This window comes from Ferrimonas sp., from assembly GCF_048263965.1.
Lineage (GTDB): Bacteria > Pseudomonadota > Gammaproteobacteria > Enterobacterales > Shewanellaceae > Ferrimonas.
In genome coordinates this window covers 261,108-279,933 of record NZ_JBLXDO010000001.1, presented here as the reverse complement: position 1 = coordinate 279,933, position 18,826 = coordinate 261,108, and the positions used below count along the sequence as shown (strand labels likewise).

Annotated in this window: 15 protein-coding genes; 8 read left to right on the top strand and 7 right to left on the bottom strand. The window is 61.4% G+C overall.

Features of this window, described 5'->3' with window-relative positions; genetic code table 11:
- Positions 1-38: 38 nt before the first annotated feature.
- From ACN0RV_RS01300 to metB, 5 genes are all read right to left on the bottom strand, one after another.
- Positions 39-1,613, bottom strand: a complete 1,575-nt coding sequence (locus ACN0RV_RS01300; RefSeq protein WP_417345382.1) for a methyl-accepting chemotaxis protein — start codon at positions 1,611-1,613, stop codon at positions 39-41.
- Positions 1,614-1,825: 212 nt separating this feature from the next.
- A complete protein-coding gene (locus ACN0RV_RS01295; RefSeq protein ID WP_417344858.1) occupies positions 1,826-3,400 on the bottom strand; it encodes a PAS domain-containing methyl-accepting chemotaxis protein in 1,575 nt (524 codons plus the stop codon).
- A 284-nt stretch (positions 3,401-3,684) separates the two neighbouring features.
- Positions 3,685-4,566 (bottom strand): methylenetetrahydrofolate reductase, encoded by an 882-nt coding sequence (gene metF, locus ACN0RV_RS01290; protein ID WP_417344856.1) that lies wholly within the window; start codon positions 4,564-4,566, stop codon positions 3,685-3,687.
- A gap of 31 nt (positions 4,567-4,597) precedes the next feature.
- Complete coding sequence (gene metL, locus ACN0RV_RS01285) at positions 4,598-6,967, bottom strand: bifunctional aspartate kinase/homoserine dehydrogenase II (RefSeq protein WP_417344854.1); 2,370 nt, start codon at positions 6,965-6,967, stop codon at positions 4,598-4,600.
- Positions 6,964-8,118: a cystathionine gamma-synthase gene (metB, locus tag ACN0RV_RS01280; protein ID WP_417344852.1), complete on the bottom strand. Its 1,155-nt coding sequence runs from the start codon at positions 8,116-8,118 to the stop codon at positions 6,964-6,966. The genes metL and metB overlap by 4 nt, the downstream gene beginning before the upstream one ends.
- Positions 8,119-8,299: 181 nt before the next feature.
- Between metB and metJ the strand changes: the two genes are divergently transcribed.
- A complete protein-coding gene (gene metJ, locus ACN0RV_RS01275; protein ID WP_417344850.1) occupies positions 8,300-8,617 on the top strand; it encodes a met regulon transcriptional regulator MetJ in 318 nt (105 codons plus the stop codon).
- A gap of 135 nt (positions 8,618-8,752) precedes the next feature.
- On the opposite strand, the gene ACN0RV_RS01270 is transcribed toward metJ, so the two are convergent.
- Together ACN0RV_RS01270 and rpmE are read right to left on the bottom strand one after the other, a co-directional pair.
- Complete coding sequence (locus tag ACN0RV_RS01270) at positions 8,753-10,000, bottom strand: malic enzyme-like NAD(P)-binding protein (protein ID WP_417344848.1); 1,248 nt, start codon at positions 9,998-10,000, stop codon at positions 8,753-8,755.
- 534 nt (positions 10,001-10,534) lie between these two features.
- Complete coding sequence (gene rpmE, locus ACN0RV_RS01265) at positions 10,535-10,750, bottom strand: 50S ribosomal protein L31 (protein WP_028107834.1); 216 nt, start codon at positions 10,748-10,750, stop codon at positions 10,535-10,537.
- A 245-nt stretch (positions 10,751-10,995) separates the two neighbouring features.
- Between rpmE and priA the strand changes: the two genes are divergently transcribed.
- The 7 genes from priA (at position 10,996) to ACN0RV_RS01230 (ending at position 18,780) form a co-directional block, all read left to right on the top strand.
- A complete protein-coding gene (priA, locus tag ACN0RV_RS01260; RefSeq protein WP_417344846.1) occupies positions 10,996-13,185 on the top strand; it encodes a primosomal protein N' in 2,190 nt (729 codons plus the stop codon).
- 160 nt (positions 13,186-13,345) lie between these two features.
- The gene (gene argS / locus ACN0RV_RS01255; RefSeq protein ID WP_417344844.1) at positions 13,346-15,097 is read left to right on the top strand and encodes an arginine--tRNA ligase; all 1,752 of its coding nucleotides are present in this window, start codon (positions 13,346-13,348) and stop codon (positions 15,095-15,097) included.
- A gap of 3 nt (positions 15,098-15,100) precedes the next feature.
- Positions 15,101-15,652 (top strand): SPOR domain-containing protein, encoded by a 552-nt coding sequence (locus tag ACN0RV_RS01250; RefSeq protein WP_417344843.1) that lies wholly within the window; start codon positions 15,101-15,103, stop codon positions 15,650-15,652.
- A gap of 58 nt (positions 15,653-15,710) precedes the next feature.
- The gene (locus tag ACN0RV_RS01245) at positions 15,711-16,307 is read left to right on the top strand and encodes a tRNA-uridine aminocarboxypropyltransferase (protein WP_417344841.1); all 597 of its coding nucleotides are present in this window, start codon (positions 15,711-15,713) and stop codon (positions 16,305-16,307) included.
- 204 nt (positions 16,308-16,511) lie between these two features.
- Positions 16,512-17,042, top strand: coding sequence for an ATP-dependent protease subunit HslV (hslV, locus tag ACN0RV_RS01240; RefSeq protein ID WP_417344839.1), 531 nt, complete (start codon positions 16,512-16,514; stop codon positions 17,040-17,042).
- Positions 17,043-17,047: 5 nt separating this feature from the next.
- Positions 17,048-18,373, top strand: a complete 1,326-nt coding sequence (gene hslU / locus ACN0RV_RS01235) for an HslU--HslV peptidase ATPase subunit (RefSeq protein WP_417344837.1) — start codon at positions 17,048-17,050, stop codon at positions 18,371-18,373.
- A gap of 17 nt (positions 18,374-18,390) precedes the next feature.
- Positions 18,391-18,780: a gamma-butyrobetaine hydroxylase-like domain-containing protein gene (locus ACN0RV_RS01230; protein WP_417344835.1), complete on the top strand. Its 390-nt coding sequence runs from the start codon at positions 18,391-18,393 to the stop codon at positions 18,778-18,780.
- Positions 18,781-18,826: the final 46 nt, after the last annotated feature.

The following is an 18,826-nucleotide window of genomic DNA, read 5'->3' as shown; positions in this document are numbered from 1 at the left end:
GCCCCGGATGACCGGGGCTTTTCTCTGTTTGGTGCGACTCAGTACTCCCGCTGAACGCTCTGCTTCCAGAACTGCTGGGACAGACCGTGGGTCTTGGTGGACAAACGGCTCATCTGCTCACAACGGTCCTTGGCCATCTCGGTCTGTTCCAGGCTCTGCTCCGCCAGCTCGCTGATCACCTGAATTGCCCCGCTGATCTCACTGGCCACCGTGGTCTGCTGACCCATGGCGGTGGCGTTGTGCTCGGACATCTCGGTGATGCGATTGATGGAGGCGCGCAGCTGCTCGAAGGCGGCGTCCGCTTCCTCTGCCAGCTCCACAGAGCGGCTGGCCTGGGTCTGGCCCGCCTGCATCGCCTCGGTAGCACGGCGGGTGCTGTCCTGGAACTTGTTGACGATGGTTTCGATCTGAGCGGTGGACTCGCTGGTGCGGCTGGAGAGCTGACGCACCTCGTCGGCCACCACGGCGAAGCCGCGGCCGGACTCACCGGCACGGGCCGCCTCAATGGCGGCGTTCAGGGCCAGCAGGTTGGTCTGCTCGGCGATGCCACGGATAACGTCCAGCACGCCGCTGATGTCACGGCTGTCGCGCTCGATGGAGGCCACCACTTCGGAGAAGTGCCCCACCTCTTCGCTGAGCTTGTTGATCGCCTCGATCACCGTCATCAGACGGTCGTGACCCTGCTCGGCGGCGGTATGACTGCGGCCCATCTCTTCGGCGGCGCTCTGGGTGTTGCTGTTCACCTCGGCGAAGCTGGCGGTCATCTCCTCCATGGCGGTGGCCGCCTGGCTGGTTTGCTGACTCTGGCTGTCGGCCCGCTCGCGGGTGTCGTTGATGGTGGAGGTCAGGTTCAGGCTCTGCTCACTGATGGAGCCGGCGGAATCCGCCATGCGCCCTACTACACCCCCGGTCTCGGTGACCAGGAAGTGCATCGCCAGATCCAGCTTGCCGATCTCATCCTGGCGGCCGGTGTACACCCCCTGGGCAATGGGATCGGCAATGATGTTGTTGGCGGTCTCCACCAGGGCCCGGAAGGGGGCCAACAGGCCGTAGATGCCGGCGACACCCAGCAGACCACCGGCAACACCGGCAGCCACAGGCGAGTACACGGCTCCGGCGGCGGTAGCGGCGCTCACCGAGGCGGCCCACAGCATCAGTCGACCACCGAAACCCAGAACGTCTTTGCGCAGCTCTTTGGGAGTCTTGCCCTGATTGATCGCCGAGTAGATGCGCTCTGCCGAGGCCACCTGTGCGTCGGTGGGCTTGCGGCGCACCGACTGGTACTCATGAATCTTGCCGTTCTCATACACCGGCGCCACATAGGCGTTGACCCAGTAGTGATCGCCGCTCTTGGCGCGGTTCTTCACCACCCCCATCCAGGGCTGGCCTGACTTCACTCTCTCCCACAAGGAGTTGAACGCCGCCGGAGGCATATCCGGGTGACGCACGATGTTGTGGGGTTGGCGATGCAGCTCCTCGAATGAGTACTCCCCGACCTCGATGAAGGTCTCATTGGCGTACTTGATGTTGCCATCCAGGTCCGTGGTGGACAGCAGGATGCAATCACGACTGAGCGTCTTCTCTTTCTGGGTAACCGGTTGATTATTGCGCATGGTGATCGGGGCTTTTTTTATAAGTGGCGCCATTCTGGCAAACCCCTTCGAACCGGGATATGACCCACATCACGTTATTGATACGTTAAATGAGCTAACCAATAAAATCAGGGGGAAGGAGAGGAGAAGCCGATCATTTATGACAGCTTTGTGAACAGAACCGCGGGCGCTGACGCGACCCGCGGTAGTGCATCTATTCGAATAATCCGTGCTTAGTATTCGCGTTGTACGCTTTGCTTCCAGAACTGCTGGGACAGACCATGGGTCTTGTCCGCCAGGCGATTCATCTGTTCACTGCGATCCTTGGCCAGCTCGGTCTGATCCAGGCTCTCCTGGGCCAGTTCACTGATCACCTGGATCGCCTGACTGATCTCACTGGCTACCGTGGTCTGCTGCCCCATGGCGGTGGCGTTGTGCTCGGACATCTCGGCGATGCGGTTGATGGACGCGCGCAGCTGTTCGAAGGCAGCGTCCGCCTCCTCGGCCAGCTCCACGGAACGACTGGCCTGAGTCTGGCCCGCTTCCATCGCTTCGGTGGCGCGGCGGGTGCTTTCCTGGAACTTGGAGACGATCTGCTCGATCTGGGTGGTGGACTCGCTGGTGCGACTGGAGAGCTGACGCACCTCGTCGGCCACCACCGCGAAGCCCCGGCCCGACTCCCCGGCACGAGCCGCTTCGATGGCGGCATTGAGGGCCAGCAGGTTGGTCTGATCGGCGATGCCCCGGATCACCTCCAGCACCCCGTTGATCTCGCGGCTGTCCTCTTCGATGGAGGCCACCACTTCGGAGAAGTGGCCCACCTCTTCGCTGAGCTTGTTGATCGCCTCGATCACCGTTTCCAGGCGGTCATGGCCCTGCTCGGCGGCCTGGTGGCTGCGCCCCATCTCTTCGGCGGCAATCTGGGTGTTGTTGTTCACCTCGGCAAAGCTGGCGGTCATCTCCTCCATAGCGGTGGCCGCCTGGCTGGTCTGCTGGCTCTGCTGATCCGCCCGATCCCGGGTCTCGTTGATGGTGTAGGTCAGCTCTGTACTCTGTTCGCTGATGGACCCGGCAGAGTCGGCCATGCGCCCTACTACGCCGCCGGTCTCAGTCACCAGGAAGTGCATCGCCAGATCCACCTTACCAATCTCATCCTGACGACCGGAGTACACCCCACGAGCAACCGGATCGTCGATGATGCTGGTGGCGGTGCCGACCAGTTTACGCAGGGGCGACAGCAGGCTGTGAATGCCCAGGGCGGCCACGGCGGCCCCGGCCAGGCCCGCCGCAATGGGCGAGTAGATGGCACCCACGGCGGTCAGAGAGGTGGCCGCCAGGGTCCATAGCATCAATTTGCCACCAAAGCCCAGAATGCTGGGCTTCAGCTCTCTGGGGGTCTTGCCGGCGTTCACCGCCTTGTAGATGCGGTCGGCGCGCTCCACCTGCTCCGAGGTGGGCTTACGACGCACCGACTGGTACTCATGCAGCTTGCCATCTTCATAGACGGGGGCGATGTAGGCGTTCACCCAGTAGTAATCACCGTTCTTACAGCGGTTTTTCACTACCCCAATCCAGGGCGTGCCGGACTTGATCGTGTCCCACATGGACTCGAAGGCCACCGGCGGCATGTCCGGGTGACGGACGATGTTGTGCTCCTCACCGTGGAGCTCGTCGAAGGAGTAGCCGCAGATGTCGCTGAAGTCCTGGTTGGCGTACTTGACGTCGCCGTCCAGATTGGTAGTGGAAAGCAGGATGGAGTCCAGATTAACGGGCTGCTCTCGTTCGGTAACCGGTTGATTGTTGCGCATGAGATGGATGTTCTTATGTAGGGTGTCGGCATTTTGACAGTTGCCCTGACTCAAGAACTTGACCGCTGTCAAACTTACACCTGTGCACCCATAGGCAAACCGCTAAATTTTCGAGCGAAATCACAACATTTTTCACATGAATTTCAGTGAATATAAGCGGGGCTAAATTGTAGCGCAGAACAAAACTTGAACAGGGCGCTTCATCACCGCACCGGTCAAAACGTCATGAAATTGTCACCGGCCCCAGATAAGACAACGGCTGCCCAGTGGCAGCCGTTTGAGGCTTAGGGGCGCACCCCCAGGGCGTGGCAGATGGCGTAGCTCAGCTCAGCCCGGTTCAGGGTGTAGAAGTGGAACTCCCTCACCCCCTCTTTGGCCAGCACCTTAGCCATCTCGATGGCAACGTTGGCCCCCACCAGTTTGCGGGTCGCCGGGTCGTCATCCAGGCCATCAAACATGTGGTGCAGCCAGTTGGGGACATGGACATTGGTGAACCCGGCAAACTTCAGCAACTGACGGTAGTTGGTCACCGGCAGGATGCCCGGGACAATCTCCACGTCGATGCCGGCGGCGGCACAGCGGTCACGGAAGCGCAGGTAGGCTTCGATGTCATAGAAAAACTGGGTGATGGCGCGATTGGCTCCGGCATCCACCTTACGTTTGAGGTTGATGAGATCCGCCTGGGCACTGGCGGCCTCGGGATGCACCTCAGGATAAGCGGCCACGGAGATCTCGAAGTCATGCTCCTCCTTCAGCAGCTTCACCAGGTCCACCGCGAAACGGTCGGGGCGGCCCTGCCCCTCCGGCAGGTCGCCACGCAGGGCGACGATGTGGCGCACGCCCTGCTCCCAGTACTGATTGGCCAGGCCACGCAGCTCCTCTTCGGTGGCGTCCACCACGGTCAGATGAGGGGCGGCCACCAGATCGGTCTGGTTGTGGATCTTCTCGATCACCTTGTGGGTTCGATCCCGTACCCCGGAGTTGGCCCCATAGGTCACGGAAACGAAGCGGGGCTTCAGCGGCGCCAGCCGTTCAACCGAGTTCCACAGGGTCTGCTCCATCTCCTCGGTGGAGGGGGGGAAGAACTCGAAGGAAACCTGGATATCTTTCAGGTGGCTCAAACGCTCGTTCAGGGCTTCTAACTGCTGTGCGTGATGAAATCCCATTGATACTACTCCCGTAAAACGTGCGTCCGGCTCAGTGAAGCAGACGTCGGCAAATGGCTACAAAATCGGACTGAACCGCGGCGGCGGTCACTTCCCTTCCGGCCCCAGGGCCCTGAATCACCAGGCCATTGGGGTAATGCTTGCTGAGGAACAGGAACTGATTGTCCCCCGCAGGCAGGTTGGCGAAGGGGTGACTCTGATCTACCTGCTCCAGACCCACACGGGCCTTCACCTCGCCCGCCTCTATGGTCAGGCTGGCGGCGTATCTCAGGGCCAGGCCCTTCTCTTTGGCGCTGTCGGCGGCCCCCTGCATCACAGGGTCCAGCTCTCCGATGCGCTCCAGGAACTGGTTCAGGGGCAGATCCGCCAACGCCTCTGGCACCAGGGACTCCAGCTCAATCTGCTCCAGCTCCAGGTTCAGTCCCAGTTCACGGGCGAGAATCAGCAGTTTGCGCTGCATGTCCCGGCCGGACAGGTCATCCCTGGGGTCGGGCTCAGTCAGCCCCTGAGCCTTGGCGTTGAGCACCAGCTCGGAGAAGGGGCCACCGCGATCGAAGTGATCGAACAACCAGCTCAGGGTGCCGGAAAACACCCCGGACACCGAAGTGATGGCATCACCGCTGCGCTTTAGGTCATCGATGCTGTAGAACACCGGCAGTCCGGCGCCCACCGAGGCGTTATAGCGCCAGTAACGGTGGCAGTTGGACAGCTGGCGCTGCAGCTCCTGATAGAAGGCACCCGGGCCGCTGCCCGCCTGCTTATTGGCGCTGACCAGGTGCAGGCCGGCGGCCACAATTTCAGGATAGTGCAGCGCCAGGGTGGCCGAGGCGGTGATGTCCAGCAGCACCACCTCATCCAGATCCATGGCGGCGGCCTGATCCAGCCACTCCAGAGAGGCAAACTCCAGGGCTTCATCCTGGTAGCGGGCCAGTCCGCTATTGGGCTCGATACCCGCTTCATCGATCAAATAGTGTTGGGAGCCGATGATCCCCACCAGCCGCATCTCAGCCTCAAACTCGTCGTTGAGCTGCTGCTGTTGCAGGGCGAAGAGATCCAGCCAGGCGGAACCGATGTTGCCCTTGCCCGCCAGCACCAGTCCGATGCGCTTGCGGGGGCCGGCACAGCGGCGGTGAATGGACTCCACCAGTGCGGTCACCTCGCGAGCCGGCACCAGGGTGACCAGGGCCTGATCGTGGCGACAACAGGGCAAGGCGCTGCGACTAAGCAGGCGGGAGAAGGCCCCAGCCAGTCGACCTGGGTGCTGACTCACCAGCCCCACCAGGCCGTAATCGTCGCCGCTGCTGAGCAGGGTCAGGCCCAGTTTCTTCGCCTGGTCCGCCAACTCACTGCCGAGGGCCTTGGCCTGCTCACAGGTCAGGGCCAGGGCTAATGATTGGTCGTAGTGGGCCAGGGGCGGCAAACCCTGCTGCGCCAACCAGTCACACAACTGGTGAAAAGCGGGGGCTTTGCCTTTGAAACGGAACAGGGTTACCCGGCTGAGGCTGGTGACCACAGGTTCGGTCTGCTCATTGCCTCTGGGCAGGATGCGGGTAAAAGGGCTGTCCGGGGTGTAGCTGGAGCGAACATTCAGAGCCAGCGCCACCTGACGCAGGGGCTGCAGGGTACGGCTGTGCAGAACCGGGGAGCCCAGGCGAGCCAGTTGATCCGCTTCATCCAGGCTGAGGCTGCCCTGCAGACGGGCGTCCGCCAGCAGGTTGGGATCGGCGTTGTAGATGCCGGGCACGTCGGTCCAGATGGTCACCTCAGTCACTTCGGCCAGGGCACCGATGAGGGTGGCACTGTAGTCAGAACCGTTGCGTCCCAGCAGACGGGTGCGCCCCTGGCCGTTGGCCCCAAAGTAGCCGGTGATCACCACACGCTGGTTGGGGCGCTGCGCCAGAGCGCGATGCAGGTTCTCGGAGGATTGCCCCCAATCCGGGCGGGGCTGGACGCTGTCATCCAGCAACAGGAAATCTCTGGCGTCCAGGGCAGTCGCCGGAGCGCCGAGCTTGCTCAGCAGAGCCGCCAGCAAGCGGGCAGACCACAACTCACCGAACGCCTGGATGGCGGCGCAATCTCTCGGATCGGCAGCCAGGGCCTGATCGATGTGGTCGATGTCAGCAGCCAGCTGATGGGTCAGGGACTGCCCCGACTCCCCCAGGGTGTCGGTCACCAGCCCCAGTTGGAATGCCTTCAGCTGATCCAGCTCTTCCGCGTAGTTGTGACCATGACGGGCCAGCCGCAGCAGTTCCAGCAGGGCATTGGTGGTCTTGCCTGCGGCAGAGACCACCACCAGATCCCCGGCGTGACCGTGGGTCTGCAGTATGTGGGCGACCCGGTGGTAACACTCGGCGTCTGCCAGGCTGGAACCACCGAACTTGTGCAGCTGCTTCACTGTCACTGCAGAGCCTCCAGGGCCTGGCGCAGGTCCGCCACCAGGTCCTCACTGTCTTCGATGCCCACGGAGAGGCGAATCAGGGTGTCTTCGATGCCGGCGGCGCGACGGGCTTCCGGCGCCATGGCAGCGTGGGTCATGGTGGCTGGGTGAGCCACCAGGCTCTCTACCCCGCCCAGACTCTCCGCCAGGGAGAACAGCTCCAGCTGAGCCAGGAAATCACGCACCTGCTGCTCGCCGCCCTTAAGTTCGAAGCTGAGCATGGCACCGAAACCGCTCTGCTGACGCTTGGCCAGCTCATGGCCAGGATGGGAAACCAAACCGGGATAATGCACCCTGGCCACCGCAGGGTGGCTCTCCAGCAGGGCGACCACCGCTTCGGCGTTCTCCTGGTGCTGGCGCATACGCAGCGGCAGGGTGCGCAGGCCGCGCAGGGTCAGGAAGGAGTCAAAGGGGGCACCGGTGATGCCCAGGCAGTTGCCCCACCAGGCCAGGGTTTCCGCCAGCTCCGGCTCGCGGGCAATCACCGCCCCGCCAACCACGTCGGAGTGACCGTTGATGTACTTGGTGGTGGAGTGAACCACGATGTCCGCCCCCAGGTTCAGAGGCTTCTGCAGCACAGGGGAGAGGAAGGTGTTGTCCGCCACCACCAGGGCACCGGCCTCTTTGGCCACCTTGGCCACCTTCTCCACATCCACCACGCGCAGCAGCGGATTGCTCGGGGTTTCCAGCCACACCATCTTGGGGCTCTTCGCCAGGGCTTCGGCCAGGGCCTGCTCATCCCCCTGATCCACCACGGACAGCTCAAACGCACCCTTGGCGGCCAGGCTGGTGAACAGGCGGTAGCTGCCGCCGTAACAATCGTGGGGCACCACCAGGCGCTCGCCAGGCTTTAGCAGGCTCACCGCCAGGTTGACCGCCGCCATGCCGGTGGCGGTGATCACCGCGCCAGCCCCCTCCTCCAGCTGTGCCAGGGCGTTGCCCAGGCTATCCCGGGTGGGGTTGCCGGAGCGGGTGTAATCGTATTGGCGTGGCTCGTTGAAGCCGGCAAAGGTGTAGTTGGTGGACAGGTAGACAGGTGGCACCACGGCACCATGAGTCAGGTCAGTATCAATCCCTTCACGGGCAACAATGGTGGCGGGCTTGTGAGTACTCATTCCGTGGCTCCTGGTTATTCTGTGCGCTCAAGATGTCTGGACGTCCAAATTAGTCGATCCAGATTTGGGCGTCAAGACTTTTAGACGTCTAAACGTTTATAGGTTAAGATATCTACAATTTGACTCAGAAATCAGAGCAGTTACAATTTGCACCCGTTAACCCAAGTCAAAGGCAAAGGCAATGAGCACTGAGTGGAACGGCAACTACATCAGCCCCTACGCGGAACACGGTAAAAAGAGCGAACAGGTGAAGAAGATCACCGTCTCCATTCCGTTGGGCGTATTGAAGTTGCTGACCGATGAGCGTACCCGTCGCCAGGTTAATAACCTGCGTCACGCCACCAACAGCGAGCTGCTCTGCGAAGCCTTCCTGCACGCCTTCACCGGTCAGCCTCTGCCCGAGGACAACGACCTGAGGAAGGACCACCCGGACACCATTCCGGAGTCTGCCAAGCGCCAGATGAAAGCCCTGGGCATCGACTGGGAAGAGATGGAGTAAGACTCCAACGAATTAAAAAGAAAGGGATACCGCGAGGTATCCCTTTTTTGTTGAGCCCGGGCAGCTGACCGAGGCTGTCCCCAGGAGATCAAAAAGGGCAGCCCGATGGCTGCCCTGGCAACGAGGCCGGCGTGATCAGTCGATCATGTAGTGAGCAGGCAACTCTTCGAGTTCGGCCACGCCGGAGTCGATGGCCGCCTTGGCCACCGCCTTGGCCACTCGGGGCAGCAGGCGGGGGTCCATCGGCTTGGGCAGCACGTACTCGGAACCGAAGCTCATCTCGGTCGCCCCATAGGCGTCCAGAACGGTCTGGGGCACAGACTCCTTGGCCAGCTGGCGAATCGCTTCCACCGCCGCCACCTTCATCTCATCGTTGATGGCGCGGGCACGTACGTCCAGGGCACCGCGGAAGATGAAGGGGAAGCAGAGCACGTTGTTCACCTGGTTGGGGTAGTCACTGCGACCTGTGCCCATGATGACGTCAGGACGGGCGGCCTTGGCCAGCTCAGGCTTGATCTCCGGATCCGGGTTGGAGCAGGCAAACAGCACCGGCTTGTCTGCCATCAGCTTCACCTGCTCTTCACTGATGAGGTCAGGGCCGGATACCCCCACAAACACGTCCGCGTCCTGAATCACGTCGGTCAGAGTGCGCTTGTCGGTGTTGTTGGCAAACAGCTTCTTGTACTCGTTCAGGTCTTCGCGGCGGGTGTGCAGCACGCCCTTACGATCCAGCATGTAGATCTTCTCACGCACGGCACCACAGGTGATCAGCAGCTCCATGCAGGCCACGGCGGCCGCACCGGCGCCCAGGCAGACAATGGTGGATTCACACAGCTCTTTGCCCTGTATCTCCAGGGCGTTGAGCAGACCGGCCGCGGTGACAATGGCGGTACCGTGCTGGTCATCGTGGAACACCGGCACCTGGCAGCGTTCAATCAGCTGCTTCTCAATCTCGAAGCACTCGGGTGCCTTGATGTCCTCCAGGTTGATGCCACCGAAGGTGTCCGCGATGTTGGCCACGGTATCGATGAACTCCTCCTGGGTGCGATGCTTCACCTCGATGTCGATGGAGTCGATGTTGGCGAATCGCTTGAACAGCAGGGCCTTGCCCTCCATCACCGGCTTGGAGGCCAGGGGACCCAGGTTGCCCAGGCCGAGGATCGCGGTGCCGTTGGTGATCACCGCCACCAGGTTGCCTTTGTTGGTGTATTTGTAGGCATCGGCTGGGTTGGACGCGATCTCCCGAACAGGCTCTGCCACACCCGGGCTGTAGGCCAGGGCCAGATCCGTCTGGGTTTCCGCAGGCTTGGTCAGCGAGATGCTGATCTTTCCAGGGACAGGTTGGGCGTGATACTCGAGGGCTTGTTCGCGAAGGTCTGCCATTCTCTTAATTCCAGTCACTACTTTATTTGGGAAGGGGGGTACAGTCGCCTGAAACCTTACTCCTATTGCCTGATTTTGCAACCAATCTTGTTATTAATACTTGATATAACAAGCAGTTCTGACCAGTTTCATTGCCAAAGGGTCAAAAGTAACAGAATAGACAATTATATTTCAGGAAAAGTGATTAATGGGGCGTGAAACATTATTCAGTGAATTTAATTAGATAGAAGGCACTTAGCACCAAAAACTCTGAGTTATGCCGGTCACGCGGGAAATTGGACTGACCAATAAAAATTTACCTTTTCCCAAGCATAATGAGGTTCATTGAGGGCCGTTTAGAGGAGGAGGTGCCCTTAAAGCCAGTTGAGGATGGGTGTACCTGAGCTCCTGCTGGAGACAAAATGTCGTCCTGACTGTCCTGGCTCGGCCAGCATCGACTCAATTCCGGCACTCCCGGGCTCAGGGGGACGGACAGGGTGCAGAGCAGGCACAAAAAAGGGCGCCCTGAGGCGCCCTTTTCCGATGCGGTTCGGCTTACTTCTTGGAAGACAGAGCACCGAAACGCTTCTTGAACTTGTCTACGCGACCGCCGGTGTCCAGAACCTTCTGCTTACCGGTGTAGAAGGGGTGACACTCGGAACATACGTCCAGGTGCAGGTCCTTGGCTACGGTGGAGCGGGTCTTGATCACGTTACCGCAAGAGCAGTTGGCAGTGATCTCGTTGTACTCAGGATGAATACCTTGTTTCATGGGGAAAACCTCAGTTAAGGCCGTATCGCTATCCGATCCAAAGCCGGACACCATACGTCGTTAGTGATAAATTAAAGGCGCGTAATAGTACACGATGCAATCAACCCCCGCAAGCGCAGAAACGCTCTGCATAGTAAGATTATGCCGCCTCTGATAGGGTATCCACCTGGCCACCAAAATTCGCTGGCCTGCGGGACATCAACCCGATAAAGATCTTCCAATTCAGTAACCCGGGATCCTCATACGTGTACATTCAGGTCGCCCTGCCCCTGCCTCTGCGCCAACTGTTCAGCTACCTGCCCGCCGAGGGTCAACCCCTGCCGGGGATTGGCTGTCGGGTAGAGGTGCCCTTTGGCCGCCAAACCCAGATTGGGGTGGTGGTGAGCCTGTGCGAGCACAGCGACCTGGATGACAGCAAGCTCAAACCCATACTCCGCTCTCTGGACCATGAGAGAGTCATCAGCGATCGACTGTGGCAACTGGCCCAGCTGGCCGCCCGCTACTACTTCAGCCCCCTGGGGATGGTGCTCAGTCAGATGCTTCCGGTGAAGCTGCGCCAGGGAGAGAGCGCCGCCCCCGAGCCCATCAAGCTTTGGCAGCCCACAGAATCGGGCCAGGCCCTGAACCTGGACACCCTGAAACGGGCGTTCCAGCAGCAGCGGCTGCTGGCCTACCTGCAGACTCAGGGCAAGCTGAACGATGGCCAGGTCAGCAAGCTGGAGTTCAGCCGGCAGGCACTCAAGGCGCTGGAAGACAAGGCGCTGATTCACCCAGTAGAGCAGACGCCTGAGTTTGACCTCTCCTGGCCCGAGTCCTTTGCCCTGGGCGAGGAGCCCCAGACCCTCAACCGGGAACAGGCGATCGCGGTGGCCACGGTCAGTGGTGATGGCGGTGGCTTCCGTCCCTGGCTGCTTGAGGGGGTCACCGGCTCAGGCAAGACCGAGGTCTACTTCCACCTGATGGAACCCGTGCTCAAGGCAGGCCGACAAGTGCTGGTGCTGGTCCCCGAGATTGGCCTGACGCCCCAGACCATCGCCCGTTTCCGCCGCCGCTTCCAGGTGCCCATCGGGGTGCTGCACTCCGCCCTCAACGACGGCGAGCGACTGCAGGTGTGGCAGCAGGCCCGCGCCGGTGCCCTGGGGATCATCATCGGCACCCGCTCCGCCCTGTTCACCGACCTGCCCAGCCTCGGAATGATCATCATCGACGAGGAGCATGACGCCAGCTTCAAGCAGCAGGAAGGCTTTCGCTATCACGGCCGGGACCTGGCGGTGATGCGGGCCAGTCTGGAGCGGGTGCCCATCATCCTGGGCTCCGCCACCCCCTCTTTGGAGAGCCTGCACAACGTGGCCACCGGTAAGTACCGCCGGCTGCAACTGACCGAGCGCGCCGGCGTTGCCCGCCATGTGCAACAGAAGATCGTCGACCTGCGGCTGCAGAACCTGGACGCCGGCTGCTCCCATGAGCTGCTGACCGAGATGACCCGTCACCTGGAGGCGGGCAATCAGGTGATGCTGTTTCTCAACCGACGCGGCTTCGCCCCGGCCCTGCTGTGTCACGAATGCGGCCACCTGCATGGCTGCAGCCGCTGTGATGCCTTCTATACAGTGCATCAGGGCAGCGGCCTGGTGCAGTGCCACCACTGCGGCAGCCAGAAACGCCTTCCCCGCCAGTGCAGCGAATGCGGCTCCACCCAACTCTTTACCCAGGGGGTGGGCACCGAACAGCTGGAACAGGCCCTGAGTCAGCGCTTCCCCGATTACCCCGTGGTGCGCATCGACCGGGACACCACCTCGCGCAAGGGCAGCCTGGATGCCCTGCTTGAGAAGATCCGCCGCGGCGAAGCCAGGATCCTGATTGGCACCCAGATGCTGGCCAAGGGGCACCACTTCCCCGATGTCACCCTGGTGGGGCTGCTGGATGTGGACGGTGCCCTGTTCTCCGCCGACTTCCGGGCCTCGGAACGCCTGGCTCAGCTCTATATTCAGGTGGCCGGGCGCGCCGGCCGCGCCAGTAAAGCAGGGGAAGTGCTGCTCCAGACCCATCAACCGGACCATCCGCTGTTGCATCAGCTCACCACCCAGGGTTATGGCCCCTTCGCCGACGCCGCACTGAAAGAGCGGATGGATGCCCTGCTGCCCCCTGCGGGCCAGATGGCGATCCTGCGGGCGGAATCCAGCCACCCCCAGCAGGCGCAACAGTTTTTAAACGAGGCCAATCAGTGCTTCGGTGACCTGGCCCTGCAACGGGTCGGTCCCATGCCCGCCCCCATGGAGCGCAAGGCGGGGAAATTCCGCTTTCACACCCTGCTGCTGGCCAACGACAGAAAACGGCTGCAGCAGGCGCTGGATCTGGCCCTGCCAGCCATAGAGCAGCTGGCCTCAGGCAAGCGCTGCCGCTGGCATCTGGAGCGGGATCCCCAGGATCTTTTGTAGCCCCCTGCCGGCCCGGGCAGCCCCCCTGCCCGATAATGCCCGTTTTATCTGGTTAAACCGGCAAACAAACCGTTGGTATTGCCATAGTTAGGCGTTAAAATGTGCGGTTTGATTCATCAGCCGTTATGCGGCCAGTCCCCATCAGTTTTTCGGTGTCGCAATGAAAGAACATATCCAGCAATTACTTGAACAGACCGTAACCCTGCTAAAAGAGCGCGAGATCATTCCCGCCGACGCAGCGCCCCGAGTTCAGGTAGACCGAACCCGAGACAAGAGCCATGGCGATCTGGCCACCAACCTGGCGATGATGCTGGCCAAGCCAGCCAAGAAGAATCCCCGTGAGCTGGCCCAGGCGATCATCGATACCCTGCCCGCCTCCGAACTGGTTTCCAAGGTAGAGATCGCCGGTCCCGGCTTCATCAACTTCTTCCTGGACAGCGGCTGGCTGGGCAAGCAGGTGGAGAAGATCGCCACCGATGAGAGCCGCGCCAATGTGGCGGCCCTGGCTCAGCCTCAGACCATTGTCACCGACTACTCCGCCCCCAACGTGGCCAAGGAGATGGCGGTCCACCACATCCGCTCCACAGTGATCGGCGATGCGGTAACCCGCACCCTGGAGTTCCTGGGTCACAAGGTGGTCCGCGCCAACCACATCGGCGACTGGGGTACCCAGTTCGGCATGCTGATCGCCTACCTGGAGAAGATGGAGAACGAGAGCGCCTCCGATATGGACCTGTCCGATCTGGAAGCCTTCTATCGGGAAGCCAAGAAGCACTACGACGACGATGAGGCCTTCGCCGAGCGCGCCCGTAACTACGTGGTGAAGCTGCAGGGTGGCGACGAGTACTGCCGCACCATGTGGAGCAAGCTGGTGGACATCACCATGGCTCAGAACCAGGCGATCTACGATCGCCTGGGTGTGTCCCTGAGCAACGACGACATCATGGGCGAGAGCCTGTACAACCCGCTGCTGCCCGAGATCGTCAACGACCTGACCGAGAAAGGCCTGGCGGTGGAAGATGACGGCGCCAAGGTGGTGTTCCTCGACGAGTTCAAGGGCAAAGACGGCAACGCCATGGGTGTGATCATCCAGAAACGTGACGGTGGCTTCCTCTACACCACCACCGACATCGCCGCCGCCAAGTACCGGGTGGACAACTTCGATGCCGACCGCATCCTCTACTTCATCGATTCCCGTCAGGCTCAGCACCTGCAGCAGGCCTGGCTGATCGCCCGCAAGGCCGGCTACCTGCCGGAAACCACCAGCACCGAGCACTGCGCCTTCGGCATGATGCTGGGCAAAGACGGCAAGCCGTTTAAGACCCGCTCCGGCGGCACCGTCAAACTGGCGGATCTGCTGGAAGAAGCGCACCAGCGCGCCCTGAAGCTGATTGGTGACAAGAACCCGGACCTGCAGGGCGACGAGCTGGAAACCATCGCCAGCACCGTGGCCATGGCTTCGGTGAAATACTCGGATCTGAACAAGAACCGCACCACCGACTATGTGTTCGACTGGGACAACATGCTCACCTTCGAGGGCAACACCGCCCCCTACATGCTGTACGCCTTCAGCCGCATCCAGTCCATCTTCCGCAAGGCCGGCGTCAGCGCCGATGCCCTGAGCGGCGAAGTGGTGATCGACGCGGAGAAGGAGGAGGCCCTGGCTCAGAAGCTGGTGCAGTTCAATGATGCGGTACTCAGTGTGTCCGCCAAGGGCGCCCCGCACCTGATGTGCACCTACCTGTATGAGCTGGCTGGCGCCTTTATGAGCTTCTACGAAGCCTGCCCCATCAACAAAGATGACGTGGCCGAGGCCACCAAGGCCAGCCGTCTGCGTCTGTGTGCGGCCACCGCCAACACCCTGAAGGTGGGCCTGGGCCTGCTGGGGATCAACACCCTGGAGCGGATGTAATCCATGGCCACCCGCGACTACGCCAAGCGGGGGCGCAAGCCCCGTAGCCGTGGCCGCAAGGCCGCTGCAAAAGCCAGCTTCCCCTGGGTTCGCCTGGTGGTGGTGCTGGCGCTGATCGCTGGCTTTGGCTACTTCCTGTGGAGTATCCAGGGTGCCTCGGACGAGGTGGTTGAGCCACAGCCGGCCGCTGAAGTGGTCAAGCCCAAGCCAAAATCCAAGGCCGAGGCTGAGCTGCCGGAAAAGCCCAAGGAGACCTGGGAGTACATCGAAACCCTGCCTGAGAAACAGGTGGAGGTTGAGGTGCCCAAACAGGAGCTCAAGGGCCCCTACCAGATGCAGTGCGGCTCCTTCCGCACCCAGGATCAGGCGGAAGCGATGAAGGCACGCATCGCCTTTATGGGTCTGGAGTCTGAGATTCGCCGCACCGAGGGCAGCAACGGCGTCTGGTACCGGGTCAGGCTGGGCCCCTACGAGCGCAAGCGCCTGGCAGAGAGCGATCGTCACGCCCTGCAGCGGGGTGGCATCAACACCTGCCAAATCTGGCTGTGGAACTGACGCATCGGGCCGCCTTAGGGCGGCCTTTCTCTTTGGGTAGTGAAATGGAGAGCCGAGCATGAGTCAACGCCAACAGTGTCCGCGCTGCCTGCGACCCCAAAGCGTCTGCCTGTGCCCGTCTCTGGGCCACTGCGTCAGTCGCCACAAGGTGACCATCTTGCGCCACCCCTCCGAAGCCAAATCCGCCAAGGGCACCGCCCATCTGTGCTCTCTGGTGCTAGAGGGGTGCACCCTGGTCGATGGCGAAACCGACACGGATTTTGCCGACCTGCGGGCGTCGTTGAATCGGGAAAACCGCCCGGTATGGCTGCTCTATCCAGATGAGGATGCCACGCCACTGGAGTCCATGGGCAGCGACTGCCAGCCCGGCCACCTGCTGGTTCTGGATGGCACCTGGAAGAAGGTGCATCGGATGCTGCAGCTCAATCCCTGGCTGCAATCCCTGCCCAAGGTCAGCTTTGGGGAACTGCCCCAGGGCAACTATCAGATCCGCAAGGCTCGCCGGGCCGACAGCCTCTCGACCCTGGAAGCGGTCGCCCACGCCCTGCCGAGGATCGACCGCTGCGACACCGCCCCCCTGCTCACCGCGTTCGAGGCCCTCAAGCAGAGCCAGCTGGCTCATATGCCGGAATCGATACGCCAGCGCTATGAATAATGAGGCCAGGGCGGGTTCACCCTGGGATCACACCATTCTCAACTTCTCCCTTGATCAATCCCCCAACCCGGCCAAAGGTTAACAGGGGATCACGAAATCAATCGCTTCGGGGTTGAAGGCGGGGATGCCCGTCCCCACATCTATCTCAACGCAAGAGAAGATTCCCCTGTCGGGCACAGGCCCGACGACAGATAAGGATTCACTATGACCACCATAGTTTCGGTTCGCCGCGGCGACAAAGTTGTCATCGCCGGTGACGGCCAGGTTTCCCTGGGCAACACAGTGATGAAGGGTAACGCTCGCAAGGTTCGCCTGCTGAGCGGCGGCAAGGTACTGGCCGGGTTCGCCGGCGCCACCGCCGATGCCTTCACCCTGTTCGAGCTGCTGGAAGCCAAACTCAGTGCCCATCAGGGGCAGCTGACCCGGGCCGCCGTGGAACTGGCCAAGGCATGGCGTACCGAACGCTCCCTGCAGAAGCTGGAAGCGATGCTGATTGTGGCCGACGCCGAGACCACCCTGCTGATCTCCGGCAACGGCGACGTGGTGGAGCCCGAACACGAGGCGATCGCCATCGGTTCCGGCGGCAACTACGCCCAGGCCGCCGCCCTGGCCCTGGTTCAGAACACTGAGATGGGTGCGCGGGATATCTGCGCCAAGTCCCTGCAAATCGCCGGAGATATCTGCGTGTTCACCAACCAGCACCACACCATCGAAGAATTGACTACCAAGGGTTAACCACCATGTCCGAGATGACCCCAAGAGAGATTGTTTCCGAACTGAACCGTCACATCATCGGGCAGGAGGGCGCCAAGAAAGCGGTAGCCATCGCCCTGCGTAACCGCTGGCGTCGCATGCAGCTGGACAGCGAGCTGCGCCAGGAGGTGACTCCGAAGAACATCCTGATGATCGGCCCGACCGGCGTGGGTAAGACCGAGATCGCCCGCCGCCTGGCCAAGCTGGCCAAGGCGCCCTTCATTAAGGTGGAAGCCACCAAGTTCACCGAGGTGGGCTATGTGGGCAAAGAGGTGGAGACCATCATCCGCGACCTCACCGACTCTGCCATCAAGATGACCCGGGACATGGAGGTGGAACGCAACCGCTTCCGCGCCGAGGAGGCCGCCGAGGAGCGCATCCTCGACGCCCTGCTGCCCAAACCCAAGGATGAGTGGTCCCACGACAACAAGACCGACAGCGCCACCCGTCAGACCTTCCGTAAGAAGCTGCGCGAAGGCCAGCTAGACGACAAGGAGATCGACATCGACGTGGCCCAGTCTGCCGCCGGCGTGGAGATCATGACCCCTCCGGGCATGGAGGAGATGGCCAGCCAGCTGCAGTCCATGTTCCAGAACCTGGGCAACCAGCCCAGCAAGCGTCGCAAGATGAAGGTTCGCGATGCCATGAAGCTGATGATCGACGAGGAAGCGGCCAAGCTGGTGAATCCGGAGGAGCTGAAGGAGAAGGCGATCGAGGCTGTGGAACAGAACGGCATCGTTTTCCTGGATGAGGTCGACAAGATCTGTAAACGTGGTGAGTCTTCCGGCCCGGATGTGTCCCGGGAAGGGGTGCAGCGTGACCTGCTGCCCCTGGTGGAAGGCTGCACCGTCAACACCAAGCACGGCATGGTGAAGACCGACCACATCCTGTTTATCGCCTCCGGCGCATTCCAGCTGGCCAAGCCGTCGGACCTGATCCCCGAGCTTCAGGGCCGCCTGCCCATCCGGGTAGAGCTGGAAGCCCTGTCTGCCGAAGACTTCGTGCGCATCCTGACTGAGCCCAATGCCAGCCTCACCGAGCAGTACCGGGCGCTGATGGCCACCGAAGGGGTGACCATCTCCTTTACCGAGGATGGCATCAAGCGCATCGCCGAGGCGGCCTGGCAGGTGAATGAGCGCACAGAGAACATCGGTGCCCGCCGCCTGCACACTGTGATGGAGAAGCTGATGGAGGAGATCTCCTTCGACGCATCTGACAAGGGGGGCGAAGCGATGACCATCGACGCCAACTACGTGAATGCCCATCTTGATATGCTGGTAGAGAACGAAGATCTCTCCCGCTTCATCCTCTAACCGACAAGGAGTGGATCATGCGTCAGGCCCCAAAGGTGACCAAACTGAAACTCAAACGCCAGTCCCGCATCCTCGAGGTGGGATTCGAGAATGGCGAGACCGCCCAGCTCAGCTGTGAATTGCTGCGGGTCTGCTCCCCCTCGGCGGAAGTGCAGGGGCACGGCAACCCGGTGTTGGTGACCAACAAGAAGATGGTCAACATCGACAAGATTGAACCTGTGGGCAACTACGCGGTGAAGCTGGTGTTCGATGATGGCCATGACTCCGGGCTGTTCTCCTGGGACATCCTCTACGCCTTTGCCATGAATCAGAGCACCATGTGGGAGGATTACCTCAAGCGCCTCAAGGCCGCCAAGGGCAGCCGGGAACCCCTGCTGGATGTACAGATCCACTACAGCGACAAGTGATTGAGAGAAAAGAAAAGGAGCCTTTCGGCTCCTTTTTTTTGCGCGC